This window comes from Bacillus sp. FSL R9-9410, from assembly GCF_038050385.1.
GTDB classification, from domain to species: Bacteria; Bacillota; Bacilli; order Bacillales; family Bacillaceae_G; genus Bacillus_A; species Bacillus_A cereus_U.
Map to the genome: position 1 here is coordinate 349,492 of NZ_JBBOTV010000002.1, position 17,054 is coordinate 366,545.

Genomic DNA, 17,054 nt, shown 5'->3' on the forward strand with positions numbered 1-17,054 from the left:
GGTGTTTTTTTAAAGTGTTGGAATTTTTTTTTCGTAATATTCTTCTGCAATCTCTTCGTAAAACGCTGCTGTCGTTGTATAAAAATACGGAATCAACCATAGGAATCCAATCCCTAATGTAATACAACTTAATATAAACCAACCAATAAAACTTAAACATAAAATGAAATACTCCATCTTATGTCCAGCCATCATACGACGACTTTCTGTAATAGCTTGATTTATTGAATACTCAGGATGATCATTTATAATAAAGTACGTCATCGCATAAGAAAATGATTTAATAATGCCTGGAATAATAAATAGTAAGCACCATAAGAAAATATAAATGTTTACTACTATATATAATAAAAATGACTTTATAAACTTACTTCCTTCTGTAAACCATCTAAATATATGCCCAATACGCGCTTCTTTTTCACGAATTATGTGTAGTGCTAAACAATAACCCCCTAGCGTTAAAGGCCCCACCAATAATATTGTAATAACCTCTATTGAAAGTGAGCTATTCACTTCTTTCCACTCCCAAACCTGAGAGAGAATGAACTGAATACTAAAACTAAAAACTGAAGTAAGAATCGAAATAAGTAATGTTGCCCCAACAGCTAAGCCCCATTTTCCTTCTAGTGAATCTAGCGCTTCTCCTTTTAAATCACTAATCATAATTAGCCTCCTATACGTAACAATTCCATTAGTATAGCACGTACCTACTGCAATTCACCTTTTGCAATATAGCGATAAAAATGTGTTGTCGTTGTACCTACATATGGACTAAGCCACAGAAACCCTATTCCAAGAGTAAGAATCGCTAAAATAGCCCACCCTATGAAGCTAAGCCATAGAAGAAATAAATCTAGTTTATGTCCCTTCATAAGATTCTTACTTTCTTTCATCGCCTGTGAAACGCTATAATCTGGATTTTCAATCATCACATAATACGTCATCGCATAAGAAAAATACATCACCATCATTACAACAATCGAAATAGCTAATAGTACAAAGAAAGCAATCGTTAACGATACATTCCCTTCCTCACCAAAAAACGCGAAGATACCTAGTAACAACATCGGAATCCACGTACCTGTATATAACAAAATCGCAAGCATAGCCCACATTGTTTTCATCATTCTTTTAAAGCCGCGAAATCCTTCAAATAAATAATCTACTCTAGCATCTTCTCGTTTACTAATTTGTAGCAACACATTCGTATAACCGTACGATGTAATACCATAAGATGCATTACTCAAAATGATCATTATGCAATAAAAAATTCCAAATGTAATACCTGCCCCAATTGATATTGCTTCCTCTTCAAGTGATCCTGCTAAACCAGCAAATAAGAAAAATATAATAATTCCTGGAATTAAAAGTATAAGCATTGCAGCCATTGAAACAACATAACTTAAAATAATATGTAAAATCGTTGATCCAACACCTAGTCCCCATTTTCCCTTTAAAGAGTGCAACGCTTCTCGTTTCATTTCACCGATCATTTATTCATCTCCTTTATGAAATATAAATTATTGTATATTCTCTACTTATACAAACAACAATATAATTATACCAATTTTGTTAGTCTATTCCATCTATTAAATTGAGTTTCAGTTTCGACATTTAAATAAAACACAGCTATGCATGGCTAGATGCTCTCTCCTACCTAAAAAAAGGTATTTTTTCCCTTTTTTAATTTATATCCATAACAAAAAATCCGTAAAGGCAAGAGCCCTTACGGATTTTTTTACTTCATATCAGAAACGTTTAAACGGTTCACAGCACGCTGCAAGGCCATTTCTGCACGTCTAAAGTCAACATGTGCTTGTTTCTCTTGCATACGTTGCTCAGCGCGACGTTTCGATTCATTTGCACGATGGATGTCGATATGGTTTGCTTCTTCAGCAGATGATGATAATACAGTTACTTTATCTGGACGAACCTCGATAAAGCCACCGCTTACTGCTACATAATCAGTGTGCCCACCATGTTTCAGACGAACTGCACTAATTTTCAACGGTGCAACAGTTGGAATGTGACCTGGTAAGATCCCCATTTCCCCACTCTCTGCTTTTACACTTACCATTTCTACTTCTTTTTCGTAAACCGGTCCATCAGGAGTTACAATACTGACTGGAAATGTCTTCATAATGCGTCCCTCCTAAGGCCTTACGCCATCATTTTCTTCGCGTTTTCAATAACATCTTCAATGCTACCAACAAGACGGAATGCATCTTCTGGAAGGTCATCATATTTTCCTTCTAGAATTTCTTTGAAACCACTAACTGTATTTTTTACAGGTACGTAAGAACCTTTTTGACCTGTAAACTGCTCAGCTACGTGGAAGTTTTGAGATAAGAAGAATTGAATACGACGAGCACGATGTACAACTAACTTATCTTCTTCAGATAACTCATCCATACCTAAGATAGCGATGATATCTTGAAGCTCTTTATAACGTTGTAAAGTTTGCTGTACTTGACGAGCTACTCCATAATGCTCTTCTCCTACGATTTCTGGAGAAAGTGCACGAGATGTAGATGCTAATGGATCTACGGCTGGGTAAATACCCATTTGTGTTAAACGACGCTCTAAGTTTGTTGTTGCATCTAAGTGAGCGAACGTTGTAGCTGGTGCTGGATCCGTATAGTCATCGGCTGGTACATATACCGCTTGGATAGACGTGATAGATCCTTTATTTGTAGATGTAATACGCTCTTGTAATTGACCCATTTCTGTTGCAAGTGTTGGTTGGTAACCTACCGCAGATGGCATACGACCAAGAAGGGCAGATACTTCAGAACCTGCTTGCGTGAAACGGAAGATGTTATCGATGAACAATAGTACGTCTTGTCCTTGCTCATCACGGAAATGTTCAGCCATTGTTAAGCCTGTTAATGCAACACGTTGACGTGCTCCAGGTGGCTCGTTCATTTGTCCGAATACCATCGCAGTTTTCTTAATTACGCCAGAATCGCTCATTTCGTGGTATAAGTCGTTACCTTCACGAGTACGCTCACCTACACCAGCGAATACAGAGATACCACCGTGTTCTTGTGCGATGTTGTTAATTAATTCTTGAATTAATACTGTTTTACCTACACCGGCACCACCGAATAGACCGATCTTACCACCCTTAATGTAAGGAGCAAGTAAATCTACTACTTTAATACCAGTTTCAAGAATTTCTACTTTAGTAGATAACTCTTCGAATGCAGGCGCTTGACGGTGAATTGGATCACGACGTACATCGGCAGGAACTTCACCATCTAAGTCAATTGCATCACCTAATACGTTAAATACACGACCAAGTGTTGCATCACCAACTGGTACAGAGATTGCTTTACCAGTATCTTCTACTTCTGTGCCACGAACAAGTCCATCTGTGGAAGACATTGCAACTGTACGAACTGTTTCATCACCTAAATGAAGTGCAACTTCAAATGTTAAGTTAATGCTTGCTCCGTTTTCGTTGCTCTGTTTTACCGTAAGGGCGTTGTAGATTTCTGGTAGCTTTCCGCCATCAAACTTAACGTCTACAACCGGACCCATGATTTGCGTAACGCGCCCTTTATTCATCGGGTTCCCTCCTAGCTTTCTTTTAATTAGCCAGCTTTCTAAGAGAAGTCGGCTTTAAATTTTTATTAGTTTATAGCTTCCGCGACTCTCCTGTTCTGGACGAGCCGCTTCCACTTTTTATTGAATCTAGTTCCAGCGGCTAGAACAGTCGGTCATTTCGCGCCTTCCTGCGAGGCCAAAAGCGCCTCTTCGTCAGGAGCTCCAATGCCCTCTTGTTCTGGACGAGCCGCTTCCACTTTTTATTGAATCCAGCTCCAGCGGTTAGAATGTTCGGTGGCTTCGCTTTTTCCTGTGAGGCACAAATCGCCTCTACGTCAAAAGCTCCATCCCCCTCTCATTCTGAACGAACCGCCTACGCTTTTTAATACTATTCTAACGCTGCTACTCCACCAACGATTTCCGTAATTTCTTGCGTAATCGCTGCTTGTCGCGCACGGTTGAATGAAAGTGTAAGTGAATCGATAACTTCCATTGCGTTGTCTGTAGCACTCTTCATTGCTGTCATACGCGCCGCGTGCTCACTTGCTTTACCATCTAGTAATGCACCGTACACTAAGCTTTCTGCGTATTGTGGCAATAATACTTTTAAAATTTCTTCTTCAGAAGGTTCGAATTCATAAGCTGTCGTCGGTTTGTCAGACGTCACATCCGTAAGCGGTAAAATTTTATTCTCCGTTACTTCTTGTGAAATTTTACTTACATAATGATTGTAGTAAATGTACAGCTCATCATAAGCACCATCTGCGAACATCGCAATTGCTCGAGAAGCAATATCTTTAATATCAATAAATGATGGGTGGTCAGATAATCCAACTACTTCATCAATGATGTTAAAGCCGCGACGTTTTAAATAATCACGTCCTAGTCGTCCAAGCACAATAATTGAATATTGGTTTGAATCCATATTATGACGTTCACGAATTACGTTACTTACTGTACGTAATACGTTACTGTTATAACCACCTGCTAGTCCGCGATCAGATGTAATAACGATGTATCCTGTACGCTTTACAGGACGCGCATTTAGCATTGGATGATTAATCCCTTTACTTCCTTGCGCAATGCTCGCTACTACTTCTTGAATCTTTTCCATATACGGAACGAAAGATCTAGCATTTTGCTCTGCACGGTTTAACTTAGATGCAGATACCATCTCCATCGCTTTCGTAATTTGACTCGTTTTCTTTGTCGAGTTAATCTTCGCTTTTATATCGCGTAAAGATGCCACAGGTTTTCACCACCTTTTTTCCGGAAGTTGGCACGATTAGTAAGAATCCTCTTCCTAATCTACGTTGCAAGATATTCTTGCTCATGATTGAAGGAAAAGAATAGGTGCACCTACTCTTTTCCTTTACATAACCGTCAGCCATCTCAAAGTTTGAGATGCCTTTATATTATCTAGCTCCAGCGGCTTGAATGCTCGGTGGCTTCACTTCTTCCCCCTCACATTCAGAACGAGCCGCTTCCGCTTTTATTTATCTAGTTCCGTCTCCTAGCCCCTTTCGTCTAATAACCTTCCCCACCAAAAGGTAGAAAGCACCTTTTGTGGGAAAGAACCATAGCCGATGGGGCTGAACAGTCGACTTCACTTTTATTTATTATTCAGAAGCTACGAATACTTTTTTAAATCCGTTAATTGCTGCTGCAAATTTGTCGTCATCCGCAAGTTTCTTAGTTGTACGGATTTCTTCTAATAAGTCAGTCGCATTTGAATCTAACCAAGCATGGAATTCTTCTTCGAAACGAGTGATATCTACTACTGGGATATCATCTAGGAATCCACGTGTTAAAGCGTAAAGAATGATAACTTGTTTCTCTACACGTAACGGTTTGTGTAATCCTTGTTTTAATACCTCAACTGTACGAGCACCACGGTTTAATTTCGCTTGTGTTGCTTTATCAAGGTCAGAACCGAACTGAGCGAACGCTTCTAACTCACGGTAAGATGCAAGATCAAGACGAAGTGTACCAGATACTTTACTCATCGCTTTAATCTGAGCAGATCCACCAACACGAGATACAGAAGTACCCGCATCGATCGCTGGACGTACGCCAGAGAAGAATAGGTCAGATTGTAAGAAGATTTGTCCATCCGTAATAGAGATTACGTTTGTTGGGATGTAAGCTGATACGTCCCCTGCTTGTGTTTCGATGAAAGGTAGTGCAGTTAAAGAACCGCCGCCTCTTGCATCACTTAATTTTGCTGCACGCTCTAATAAGCGAGAATGTAAGTAGAATACATCCCCTGGATATGCTTCACGACCTGGAGGACGACGTAATAGTAATGAAAGCTCACGGTAAGCCGCTGCTTGTTTAGATAAGTCATCATATACTACTAATACGTGTTTACCATTGTACATGAACTCTTCACCCATTGTTACACCAGCATAAGCAGCTAGGTATAATAATGGAGCTGGTTGAGAAGCTGATGCCGTTACAACGATTGTATAATCTAATGCACCGTGCTTACGTAGTGTTTCTACTACGTTACGTACTGTTGATTCTTTTTGTCCGATAGCTACATAGATACAAATCATATCTTCATCTTTTTGGTTAATGATCGTATCAAGTGCAACTGCTGTTTTACCTGTTTGGCGGTCACCGATGATTAACTCACGTTGACCACGACCAATTGGTACAAGAGCATCGATCGCTTTAATACCTGTTTGAAGTGGCTCATGAACAGATTTACGATCCATTACACCTGGTGCTGGACTTTCGATTGGACGAGTGTTTGTTGTATTGATTGGGCCTAAACCATCAACTGGTTGACCTAATGGGTTTACAACACGACCGATTAGTTCTTTTCCTACTGGTACTTGCATGATGCGACCAGTACGACGAACTTCGTCACCTTCACGGATTTCTGTGTAAGGTCCTAAAATAATGATACCTACGTTGTTTTCCTCTAAGTTTTGTGCTAGTCCCATAACGCCGTTAGAGAACTCTACAAGTTCACCAGCCATAACGTTATCAAGACCATGAGCACGCGCAATACCGTCACCAACTTGGATAACTGTACCAACATCACTAACTTCGATTTCAGACTGATAGTTCTCGATTTGTTGCTTTATCAGTGCGCTAATTTCTTCAGCTCTGATGCTCATGTGCTTCACCCCTATCTATTCTTCATTAATTCACGCTGAATACGTGCTAATTTTCCTTGTAAGCTTCCGTCGTAAATGCGATTTCCAATACGTACTTTAATGCCGCCTAGTAAATCTTCATCTACAACATTTTTCACGCGAATTGCATCTTTTCCTGTTTTTTTTGCAAATGCTTCTGCAATGTTAAGTTTTTCTTCTTCTGATAGAAGACGAATAGAATATACAGTTGCATCCGCTACGTTACGTTCTTCATTAGCAAGAACAACATATTCATCTGCAATTTCAGGTAGGATATCAATACGCTTGTTATCAATTAAAATATATAACGTATTTAAAATAGATTCAGAAACAGATGAGAATACGTTTGCAAGAAACGTTTTCTTCTGCTCTTTTGAAATGTTCGGTTGCGTTAAAAAGCTATGTAGTTCTCCGTTCTTTGTAAAAACGTTTTGTACAAGGCGTAATTCCTCTTCAAACATTTCCAATACGTGTTTTTCTTTTGCAATTTTGAAAAGAGCGACAGCATAACGTTTTGCTACAATCCCATTGCTCATCGCGCTTCTCCTACTTCTTTAATATAATCGCGAATTAACTTCACTTGATCTTCTTCTTTTAGTTCTTTTTCAATTACTTTAGAAGCAATTTGAACAGATAAAGAAGCGACTTGTTCTTGTAAAGCAGCAATCGCTTGCTCTTTTTCGCGTTGAATTTCTTGTACAGCAGATGTTTTAATTGATTCTGCTTCTTCTTTCGCAGCAGCAACAATAACATCCTTTTGATCTACAGCTTGTTTCTTCGCTCTTTCGATTAACTCTTGTGCTTCAACACGCGATTGTTTTAACATTTCACGTTGTTCTTCTACTAATTTCTTCGCTTCAGTATGATTTCTTTCTGCAGCGTCGATTTCATTAGTAACATGCTCTTCACGTTCTTTCATAATTCCCATTAAAGGACCCCACGCAAATTTGCGTAGCATTACTAATAGAAGTAAGAAAATGAACAATGTATAAGCAATCGTTCCAAATGGAATGGAAGCCCCTAATAATAAAGTTGGCACAAGGATTCACTCCCTTCAAAATATCTAAATTGATCATATGAAAAAAAAAGACATACGTTTCGTTCATAAAGCAATGGCGAAGAAAGTTCAAAAAACACTCTTCGCCATCTATGTAAGGGGAGTCTCCCTTATTTGTTCATTACGATGAAAGCAATAACTACACCGATGATTGGAAGTGCCTCAACTAATGCAACCCCGATGAACATAATTGTTTGAAGTGCGCCTTTTAATTCTGGTTGACGAGCAACACCTTCGATTGTACGTGATACGATAAGACCGTTACCAATACCTGCACCTAATGCTGATAAACCAATTGCAATTGCAGCTGCGATTACACCTAAACTCATTTAATTTGTCCTCCTTTGTATTATAAAAAAATAAATTTTTTCTTACTTAAATTATATTAATGGTCATGGCTTACTTTATGAGCCATATAAACCATCGTTAACATTACGAAAATAAATGACTGGATTGATCCAACGAATACACTGAATCCCATCCATGCTAACATCGGTACAAGTGCACCTAATGCTCCAAAGAATGATGCTCCGCCTAACTTAGCAAGTAATCCTAATAAGATTTCACCTGCATAAATGTTACCAAATAAACGAAGACCTAACGTTAATGTGTTAGCAAACTCCTCAATAACCTTTAATGGGAATAAGAATTTCATAGGTTGGAAATAACCTTTAGCATATTCTTTCGTACCCTTCATCTTAATTCCATAATAATGGGTGAGGGTAACTACCATCACGGCTAATGTTAATGCAACTGCTGGATCAGACGTTGGTGATCTCCACCATGCAATATGTTCGCCAGCCTCAACTGTTGAATACATGAATGGTAAACCAAGGAAGTTCGATACGATGATAAACATGATAAGCGTAACGCCAAGCGTTAAGAAACGTCCACCTGTTTTCCAGTCCATCGTACTATTGATAATCCCTTTCACGAAGTCAAACACCCATTCCATGAAATTTTGCATTCCGGTTGGGCGGAGCGCTAAGCTGCGAGTTCCGATAACAGCGATTAAGAAAACAATAACTGCTGCTACAGTAACCATCATAACTGATGACAAATCGAACGTTAAACCTAGAAATTTAACTAATTTACCGTGTTCCACTAGTAATTCACCTCTCTTCCCTGCTCGTATACTCTAAATAAAGAAAATCTATGATCATGACAAGGTATCCTGTCAGCAATCCTACACCTAAGCCCCACATCGCAATTAACTCTTGATATTTGGCTGCAAATAAAATCAATAACCCAATCGTGGCGAATCTTGAATATGTACTTACCGCTGTTGCTTTAAATTTCACGTTTTCTCCATTTGTTACGCGATCTAATAGCTTGTCTGTTCTACGTGCAATGATGCGCAAACTAAGAAAACTGAAAATCGTTCCGATAATCAGTCCAAGAAATACATCCTTGTAAGAGGTAACTCCCCATCCTAGCACTAGAAGCGCAAGCAAGTAGTACATATATTTCTTTTGTCTTTGGACAAGTCCATGTACGTCTATCATCATTGCTCTCCCGAATAGTAATGTTGAATGAGTCGAATCATTGCGTATATCCCTGTTCCTAACCCGAGTAATAACCCTATAATAAGAAACAATGGAAACGTTCCAACCTTATTATCAATCCATTGCCCACCAAAGATTCCAATAAGAATAGAACCAACTAACTGAGCAAGAATTCCTGACATTAAAGCATACGCTTTTATATGGCTGCGATCGTTTTTTTGCAAGGATTCATCCCTCCAATATGTAACCTCATTCACGATGTGTTAATAATAACTCATTTTTCTGCATAAATTCTATACAAAATAAAAAGTTTACATTTTCGTCACTGAATAGATGTATTTTTGTCACTGAAAACCCTACCATCTATCCCCGTTGTTAGCATACAATAGGGTATTAACAGTGTCAACGAGAAATCGTAAAAAATCAAAAAATTTGAGTATTAGGCATTTCCTCCCAAAAATGAAAACGTTCCCCTTCTAAATACTGGTTAGAGATATGCAATTTCTAACAGTTCTCTCTTTATAATAGAAGAAAATGTTCACAAGTTTGTCACTATTATATTTTTAAGATATAGCGCTTTCCTTCCATAATATAGTGTCCCCGAGACGTAAGACTTCTATATTATATGTGATGTGTATATAACTTATGTTGTATATACCCTGTATATTTATCTCCCCCTCCCCCGTGCGCTGAGGGCAAAAAAAAAACGAGAGGGGAATCCCCCTCTCGTCTGTTGTCTTACTTCGTTCCGAATAAACGGTCACCAGCATCACCAAGACCTGGAACTACATAACCATGGTCATTTAACTTCTCATCTAATGCTGCTATATAAATATCAACATCAGGATGCTCTTCCTGTACTACTTTTACTCCTTCTGGAGCAGCTACGATACACATTAATTTAATGTGCTTTGCACCGCGCTTTTTCAGAGAATTAATTGCTTCAGCCGCAGAACCACCTGTTGCTAGCATTGGGTCTAGTACGATAAAGTCACGCTCTTCTACATCCGTTGGAAGTTTCACATAGTATTCTACCGGTTGCAATGTTTCAGGGTCACGGTATAAACCAACGTGTCCTACTTTTGCTGCTGGAATTAGTTTCAGAATTCCATCAACCATTCCTAAACCTGCACGTAAAATCGGAATTAAACCAAGTTTTTTACCAGCGATCACTTTTGTTGTCGCTTTGCTTACAGGCGTTTCAATTTCAATGTCTTTAAGTGGAAGGTCACGAGTAATCTCGAAAGCCATTAAGCTTGCTACTTCGTCCACTAATTCACGAAAATCTTTCGTACCTGTATTCTTATCGCGAATATATGTAATCTTATGTTGAATTAACGGGTGATCAAATACATACAGTTTTCCCATGTGAATCTCTCCTTTAGATGATATTCATGCGTTTACACGCTTTTTTACACTATTTACGATTGTAAAGAAAACGCTACTAATATTCAAGGGCAAATTTGGTAAAATCATGATTTTGCGATGAATCTATCTAGTATCTTTACCAATTATGGGAGCCGTATCCTTCATTATATCGCCAAAATTTATTCATCATTTGTATACATACTTTAAAAGCAATATATGTCCACAAAAAAAGACTACTAAAACAATTACGTTTCAGCAGTCTTTTTTAATCTATTATAGATTTGTATACATTGGGAATTTGCTCGTTAACGCTTCTACACGTTTGCGCGCTTCTTCTAGTTCAGCTTCATTCTCATGATTTTTTAATGTATGAGCAATAATTGCTGCAATTTCATCCATTTCTTCTGAACCGAAACCACGAGATGTTACCGCTGCTGTACCGATACGTACGCCGCTTGTTACAAATGGGCTTGCTGTTTCAAATGGAATCGTATTTTTATTCACTGTAATACCAACTTCATCTAATACGTGCTCTGCTACTTTACCTGTAATTTCTAAGTTACGAACATCAATTAAGATTAAATGATTGTCTGTTCCACCAGAAACAAGTGTAAGTCCTTCCTTTTGAAGGCCTTCAGCTAAACGATTCGCATTATCAATGATATGTTGTGCATATGTTTTAAAATCATCTTGTAGTGTCTCACCAAATGCAACAGCTTTTGCAGCAATTACATGCATAAGCGGGCCACCTTGAATACCAGGGAAGATTGATTTATCAATTTGTTTTGCAAATTGTTCTTCACATAAAATCATACCACCACGTGGGCCGCGTAATGTTTTATGTGTTGTTGTTGTAACGAAATGTGCATGTGGTACTGGATTTGGATGTAAACCAGCTGCTACTAAACCAGCGATATGTGCCATATCAACCATTAAGTATGCTCCCACTTCATCTGCAATCTCACGGAATCGTTTGAAATCGATAACACGAGGATATGCACTTGCACCTGCAACGATTAATTTTGGTTTATGTTCTTTCGCTTTTGCTAATACATCATCGTAATTAATACGATGAGATTCAGCATCCACGCCATATTCTACGAAATTATATTGTACTCCACTGAAGTTAACAGGGCTTCCGTGTGTTAAGTGACCACCATGAGATAAATTCATACCAAGTACTGTATCGCCTTGCTCTAAAATCGTGAAGTATACTGCCATGTTCGCTTGTGCACCAGAATGTGGTTGAACATTTACATGCTCTGCGCCAAAAATTCCTTTCGCGCGATCACGTGCGATATCTTCTACTACGTCTACGTGTTCACAACCACCATAGTAACGTTTTCCAGGATATCCTTCAGCATACTTATTCGTTAAAACAGAACCTTGCGCCTCCATTACTGCTTCACTTACGAAATTTTCCGAAGCAATTAACTCAATCTTTGAACGCTGTCTTCCTAGTTCTGCCTCAATTGCAGCAAATACCTTTTCATCTTGACGTTTTAAATGATTCACCAAAATCCCCCTTTTCTGAACGAATTACATCAATTCCCAATAGTTTTTTCTCATTTATTCAGAAAAAACGAAAATTCAGGTTGTAATTCTTTCGAACCTTCATGTTTTCAACTACATTCTAACATGACTTTCTATATCATAAAAGAAAAAAAAAGACCAAAGTTGGTCTTTTCTTTCTTCTATTATAAAGTCAGACTACATACCTTTTACCTTTCGATATAAAGCTGTTATAAGACTTTATAATTTTTCATGTTTAACGACAAGGAATAGCTTCTTCATTTGCCGCATAAACAGCACGTGCTCCACCTATTAGTTTCCCACGTGTTTTCGCCATCGTTACATGCGCACTTCCTATTTCCTTCACACTTGTACGAACCGGTACAGCTACATGCTTTAAATGCATACCGATAAATGTATCGCCGATATCCATTCCTGCATCTGCTTTAATAAACTCAATTACTACCGGATCTTTAAAATTGTGATAAGCATATGTCGCTAATGCACCACCTGCTGATCTAACAGGCGTAACTGTTACAATTTCAAATTGATATTTCATCGCTACATCTCTCTCAACTACTAAAGCACGATTTAAATGCTCGCAACATTGAAACGCCAATTCAATACCTGTTCGCTCTTGAAATTGTTTAAATTCAGAAAAAATCGCCTCTGCCACTTCCATCGTTCCTGATGTTCCAATTCTTTCACCTAGCACTTCGCTCGTGCTGCACCCCACTACAAAAATTTGGCCTCTTTGCAGCGTGGCTTGTTCTTGGAAATCAGAAAGCGACATTTGCAGCTGTTCTCTTACCTTTACGATTTCTGTCATTACGCCTCTTCCTTTCACAGGTTGGTTCACCAAATTATATTTCATACTACTTATAGTTAGAATCTATTACTTTGTTTCGTACGTTTTAATTTTTCCTACGCGGTTTTCGTGACGGCCACCTTCATAGTCAGTTGTTAGCCAAATTTTTGCGATATCACGCGCTAGACCAGCTCCAATTACACGCTCGCCCATTGCTAACATGTTAGTGTCATTATGCTCTCTCGTCGCTTTCGCACTGAAAGTATCATGAACTAATGCACAACGAATACCATTTACTTTGTTTGCTGCGATTGACATACCAATGCCTGTCCCGCAAACTAAAATGCCACGATCCACTTCACCATTTGCGACCATTTCTGCTGCTGGAAACGCAAAATCAGGGTAATCAACAGAACCAGCTTCACATTCACAACCTAAATCAATATATTCAATATTTAACTCTTCTAATAAACTTACAAGTTCTTTACGGATATTCATACCGCCGTGATCAGATGCTACTACTACTTTCATTTTTACCCCTCCAAAGTTTCAATCAATTATCTTCATTTCACACTCGCTACCTTAATGGAACGAAGTGATCTCCAATATCGTATTATACACGAAACATCAACCTTCTGAATGTTTTTTCAGTAAAGTTTGTACAAGTTTTTCCATCTCTTCTAACGTTTCTTTATAAATAGAAAGCGATCCGCCAAATGGATCTGAAATATCCTTACTTACACCCTCAGTTAATCCATATAATGTATCCAATTTCTTTTCAACGCTCGGATAATACCCAAGTACAATTTGCTTATGGTTTTCCGTCATTGTTACTACAATATCCGCCCAATCAACCAAAGTATCGTTTACCTGCTGTGAAGCATGATCGATTACAATTCCTTTTTCAGCTAAAGCTTCCTTTGCATGTATCGACGCATCGCTTCCAGGATAGGCGAAAACACCAGCAGATTGCACTTCAAATTTACCTTCTCCATAATGACGAAGCAAAGCCTCAGCCATCGGACTACGGCATGTATTTCCAGTGCAAACAAATAACACCCGTTTCATCTAAACCCACCCCTTTTTTTCTGTTTCCTACATTTATCCCGATTGGTGAAGGCTAATAATCAGCGGGGGATGAACACCCTCCACTGATTAAAGTTTCACTTTATCATAGCGTACATTAGAATAGAATAGAACAAAAGAAATGTGAATATACGAAAGGCGCATTTCTCTTATATTTTTTCTAAGAAAAATGCGCCTTATCCCCATATATGAAACCTTATTTCCAAGTGCCCAAAGTATTTCACCATACATAATGAACACACTACGAAACAAAATAAGGAATCCATTTCATATGAAACGGATTCCTTCTATCAAATAATTATTTCATTGTAACTTTCATTACTTCTGTTGAACCTTTTGTAGCTGTTACACCTACAGTTGTCTTAATAGACTCAGCTGCATCTGTGTTTGTAATAACGATTGGAGTAATTGTGCTTTTCGCTTTTTCACGAATTAATTCTAAGTCAAATGAGATTAATTTATCTCCAGCTTTTACAGCTTGTCCTTCAGAAACGTGAGCTTCGAAACCTTCACCTTCCATTTTTACAGTTTCTAATCCAACGTGGATTAAAATTTCTGTACCGTTTTTCGCTTTAATTCCAATAGCATGTTTCGTGTGGAATAACTGTACGATTTCACCATCAACTGGAGATACAACTACACCTTCAGTAGGATCGATCGCAACACCGTCACCCATCATACGACCAGCGAATACTGGATCTGGTACTTCTTCAATATTTTTCACTGCTCCAGTTAATGGAGCTACGATTGTTTCTTCATTTGTTTTTGAACCAAAACCGAATAATTTTTTAAACATAGGATAGTCCTCCTTATAATTTACCTAAAAGTTTATAGGGCAATCTCTATTCAAGATCGAAATACACGTAAGACTTCATACTTCGAATGTTATACTGTAAAAACTCTTTCGAAATAAATCATGTCATTACTACTAGACTCTTATTGTAGCGCTTCACAAAATCCCAGTCAATTCTGATTGTCTGAATAACAATGAGAAGTTAACTTCTACTTATATTTTCTCTTTTTTTCACTTACTTGTCTAGAGGTCTTTACTACATTTTATTTTTTGTTGTTAATTTGTAAAATTCCTTTCAAATTTTTGTTGAAATCCACTTGACTAAAGTAAGTAACTATTTTATTATTACTTACATAAGATAAGTTAATAACTTTTAGGAGGTTTTTTAAAATGATGGATATCGGTCTTCTTATTATTCGTCTTATTATAGGAATTACATTCATGGGTCATGGTGCTCAAAAATTATTTGGTTGGTTCGGCGGTTACGGCTTAAAGGGAACTGGCGGCTGGATGGAGTCAATCGGCTTACGTCCTGGTGTATTTATGGCATTTATGGCTGGCGCAACTGAACTATTAGGTGGTTTCTTATTCGCAGCAGGTATTTTCACTGTAGTTGGTTCATTATTTATCGTAGGAACAATGTTAGTAGCAATTTTCACAGTTCACGGAAAAAATGGTTACTGGGTAACACAAAACGGATTCGAATATAATTTAATGTTAATCGCTGTCGCTATCGGTGTAGCTTTAATTGGACCTGGCGCTTACGTTTTACTTTAATATTTATCTCTATTTCAAGATATTTACCAAAAAAGAGATTACTTCAGTACAATCGAGGTAATCTCTTTTTTTTACATCATCAAAAAAATATTATTTTCAGCAGGAGATTCCCATTGATATCTTGTAAAGGAACAATAAGTATTCATATTTAGAAAGGGGATTACAACATGTTATCCATTAATCCAAACGAACAAACTGAAAAAGATAATTACAAATTACTAACAGGAAGTATCATTCCACGTCCTGTTGCATTCGTTACTTCTGTAACTAAAGATGGCGTATTGAACGGTGCGCCATATAGTTATTTCAATATCGTCGCTGCCAATCCACCACTTATCTCAGTTTCAGTACAACGCAAAGAAGGAAAACCGAAAGACACTTCCAGAAACGCAATAGAAAAAGGGGAATTTGTCGTACATATTTCTGATGAATCTTACGTAGAAGCGATCAACGAAACAGCAGCGAACCTACCTCCTAATGAAAGTGAAATCGAATTAGCAAAACTAACACCAATTGACAGTGATGTCATTTCAGTACCAGGGGTTAAAGAAGCAAACATTCGAATGGAGTGCATATTAGAACGCGCTATCCCACTCGGCGGAACCGAAGACTCGCCAGCTTGTGACCTACTAATCGGCCGCGTCGTTCGCTTTCACGTCGCTGAACACTTATACGAAAACGGCCGAATTCACGCCGAAGAACTAAAACCAATAAGCCGCCTAGCAGGACACAACTACGCAAAACTAGGAGAACAATTTGAATTAGTGAGGCCTATTTAAAGGCGCAAGCGGCTCGTTCAGAATCGCAGGACACTTCAAGCTCTCGACCTTGAAGCGCTTTTTGCTTCGAGCGAGAGAGCGAAATGACCGGAGATTCTAGCCGCTTGCGCTGGATACATTTAAAAGTGGAAGGGGCCCGCTTAGCTCTGACCAGCTAAGGTTCTCTCGCACAAAAGGTGCTTTATACCTTTAGTGCGGGAGGTTCTTAGACGCGAAGAGCTGGCCACTGGAACTGGATACCACCGAAAAGCTCCAGCTTCATCACTCAAACATAACCCCCCCGCTGAAAGCGGGGGATTTTTTATCGTAATTCTTCGTTCTTCTCCTCTAATGCCGGGAATTTCTCTTTTTTAGATCTACCCAGCTTTATTACAAAGAAATATAAGGAAAGTAACGTAATAAGGAAAACAATTAAAAATGGATACGGTGAATAAAATGCACGCGCCGCCTCCGATTTTCCTGCAACAAATTTTAATGATTCGATATCTAAAAACTCAGCAAACATTTGTACACCGAGCATACTGAACCAAAAAACAAAAAAACTAATAATAATACCAAAAACTTGCTTCAATCTCGTCATTCATCTCATCCTTTCTATATTTGTAATTTTTTAGTGTGATCAATATAGTACAAACGAAACTATGCACAGAAAGGAACTATCTCACCATTCACGA

At 38.3% G+C, this 17,054-nt stretch carries 22 protein-coding genes; 2 read left to right on the forward strand and 20 right to left on the reverse strand.

Annotation, left to right across the window (positions count from 1 at the left end; translation table 11 throughout):
- Positions 1–9: 9 nt before the first annotated feature.
- The 19 genes from MKX77_RS25740 to MKX77_RS25830 form a co-directional block, all read right to left on the reverse strand.
- A complete protein-coding gene (locus tag MKX77_RS25740; RefSeq protein WP_341308160.1) occupies positions 10–663 on the reverse strand; it encodes a DUF975 family protein in 654 nt (217 codons plus the stop codon).
- A 44-nt stretch (positions 664–707) separates the two neighbouring features.
- The gene (locus tag MKX77_RS25745) at positions 708–1,493 is read right to left on the reverse strand and encodes a DUF975 family protein (RefSeq protein WP_341308161.1); all 786 of its coding nucleotides are present in this window, start codon (positions 1,491–1,493) and stop codon (positions 708–710) included.
- A 245-nt stretch (positions 1,494–1,738) separates the two neighbouring features.
- Complete coding sequence (atpC, locus tag MKX77_RS25750) at positions 1,739–2,140, reverse strand: F0F1 ATP synthase subunit epsilon (protein WP_215554806.1); 402 nt, start codon at positions 2,138–2,140, stop codon at positions 1,739–1,741.
- Between the two features lie 20 nt (positions 2,141–2,160).
- Complete coding sequence (atpD, locus tag MKX77_RS25755; protein WP_341308162.1) at positions 2,161–3,570, reverse strand: F0F1 ATP synthase subunit beta; 1,410 nt, start codon at positions 3,568–3,570, stop codon at positions 2,161–2,163.
- A gap of 367 nt (positions 3,571–3,937) precedes the next feature.
- Entirely contained in the window at positions 3,938–4,798 is an 861-nt protein-coding gene (gene atpG, locus MKX77_RS25760) for a F0F1 ATP synthase subunit gamma (protein ID WP_215554808.1), read from the reverse strand.
- Between the two features lie 370 nt (positions 4,799–5,168).
- Positions 5,169–6,677, reverse strand: a complete 1,509-nt coding sequence (gene atpA / locus MKX77_RS25765; RefSeq protein WP_000027511.1) for a F0F1 ATP synthase subunit alpha — start codon at positions 6,675–6,677, stop codon at positions 5,169–5,171.
- Positions 6,678–6,688: 11 nt separating this feature from the next.
- A complete protein-coding gene (atpH, locus tag MKX77_RS25770) occupies positions 6,689–7,231 on the reverse strand; it encodes a F0F1 ATP synthase subunit delta (RefSeq protein ID WP_215554809.1) in 543 nt (180 codons plus the stop codon).
- Entirely contained in the window at positions 7,228–7,734 is a 507-nt protein-coding gene (gene atpF / locus MKX77_RS25775) for a F0F1 ATP synthase subunit B (RefSeq protein ID WP_215554810.1), read from the reverse strand. The genes atpH and atpF overlap by 4 nt, the downstream gene beginning before the upstream one ends.
- 128 nt (positions 7,735–7,862) lie before the next feature.
- A complete protein-coding gene (gene atpE, locus MKX77_RS25780) occupies positions 7,863–8,081 on the reverse strand; it encodes a F0F1 ATP synthase subunit C (protein WP_000052064.1) in 219 nt (72 codons plus the stop codon).
- 56 nt (positions 8,082–8,137) lie between these two features.
- Positions 8,138–8,857 (reverse strand): F0F1 ATP synthase subunit A, encoded by a 720-nt coding sequence (gene atpB / locus MKX77_RS25785; RefSeq protein ID WP_016106712.1) that lies wholly within the window; start codon positions 8,855–8,857, stop codon positions 8,138–8,140.
- A gap of 7 nt (positions 8,858–8,864) precedes the next feature.
- Positions 8,865–9,257: an ATP synthase subunit I gene (locus tag MKX77_RS25790; protein ID WP_002089741.1), complete on the reverse strand. Its 393-nt coding sequence runs from the start codon at positions 9,255–9,257 to the stop codon at positions 8,865–8,867.
- Positions 9,257–9,481, reverse strand: a complete 225-nt coding sequence (locus MKX77_RS25795; protein WP_141436271.1) for an AtpZ/AtpI family protein — start codon at positions 9,479–9,481, stop codon at positions 9,257–9,259. The genes MKX77_RS25790 and MKX77_RS25795 overlap by 1 nt, the downstream gene beginning before the upstream one ends.
- A gap of 25 nt (positions 9,482–9,506) precedes the next feature.
- Positions 9,507–9,620 (reverse strand): DUF4024 domain-containing protein, encoded by a 114-nt coding sequence (locus MKX77_RS25800; RefSeq protein ID WP_341308163.1) that lies wholly within the window; start codon positions 9,618–9,620, stop codon positions 9,507–9,509.
- A 375-nt stretch (positions 9,621–9,995) separates the two neighbouring features.
- Positions 9,996–10,625 (reverse strand): uracil phosphoribosyltransferase, encoded by a 630-nt coding sequence (gene upp, locus MKX77_RS25805; RefSeq protein ID WP_002113046.1) that lies wholly within the window; start codon positions 10,623–10,625, stop codon positions 9,996–9,998.
- A 273-nt stretch (positions 10,626–10,898) separates the two neighbouring features.
- Positions 10,899–12,140 carry a serine hydroxymethyltransferase gene (gene glyA, locus MKX77_RS25810; protein ID WP_341308164.1) on the reverse strand — a complete coding sequence of 414 codons (1,242 nt, stop codon included), beginning with the start codon at positions 12,138–12,140 and terminating at the stop codon, positions 10,899–10,901.
- Between the two features lie 253 nt (positions 12,141–12,393).
- A complete protein-coding gene (locus tag MKX77_RS25815; protein WP_341308165.1) occupies positions 12,394–12,966 on the reverse strand; it encodes a TIGR01440 family protein in 573 nt (190 codons plus the stop codon).
- Between the two features lie 66 nt (positions 12,967–13,032).
- On the reverse strand, positions 13,033–13,476 hold the full coding sequence (gene rpiB, locus MKX77_RS25820) for a ribose 5-phosphate isomerase B (protein ID WP_000869917.1): 444 nt from the start codon (positions 13,474–13,476) through the stop codon (positions 13,033–13,035).
- Positions 13,477–13,572: 96 nt separating this feature from the next.
- Positions 13,573–14,013 (reverse strand): low molecular weight protein arginine phosphatase, encoded by a 441-nt coding sequence (locus tag MKX77_RS25825; protein WP_341308166.1) that lies wholly within the window; start codon positions 14,011–14,013, stop codon positions 13,573–13,575.
- A gap of 316 nt (positions 14,014–14,329) precedes the next feature.
- Positions 14,330–14,827, reverse strand: coding sequence for a PTS sugar transporter subunit IIA (locus MKX77_RS25830; RefSeq protein ID WP_002016294.1), 498 nt, complete (start codon positions 14,825–14,827; stop codon positions 14,330–14,332).
- Positions 14,828–15,214: 387 nt separating this feature from the next.
- On the opposite strand from MKX77_RS25830, the gene MKX77_RS25835 reads away from it, so the two are divergent.
- Both MKX77_RS25835 and MKX77_RS25840 read left to right on the forward strand, forming a co-directional pair.
- The gene (locus tag MKX77_RS25835) at positions 15,215–15,601 is read left to right on the forward strand and encodes a DoxX family protein (RefSeq protein WP_002068579.1); all 387 of its coding nucleotides are present in this window, start codon (positions 15,215–15,217) and stop codon (positions 15,599–15,601) included.
- A gap of 167 nt (positions 15,602–15,768) precedes the next feature.
- Positions 15,769–16,380 carry a flavin reductase family protein gene (locus MKX77_RS25840; protein ID WP_002034901.1) on the forward strand — a complete coding sequence of 204 codons (612 nt, stop codon included), beginning with the start codon at positions 15,769–15,771 and terminating at the stop codon, positions 16,378–16,380.
- A gap of 301 nt (positions 16,381–16,681) precedes the next feature.
- Here the strand turns inward: MKX77_RS25840 and MKX77_RS25845 are convergent, their stop codons facing one another.
- Complete coding sequence (locus tag MKX77_RS25845) at positions 16,682–16,960, reverse strand: DUF3935 domain-containing protein (protein ID WP_341308167.1); 279 nt, start codon at positions 16,958–16,960, stop codon at positions 16,682–16,684.
- Positions 16,961–17,054 lie beyond the last annotated feature (94 nt).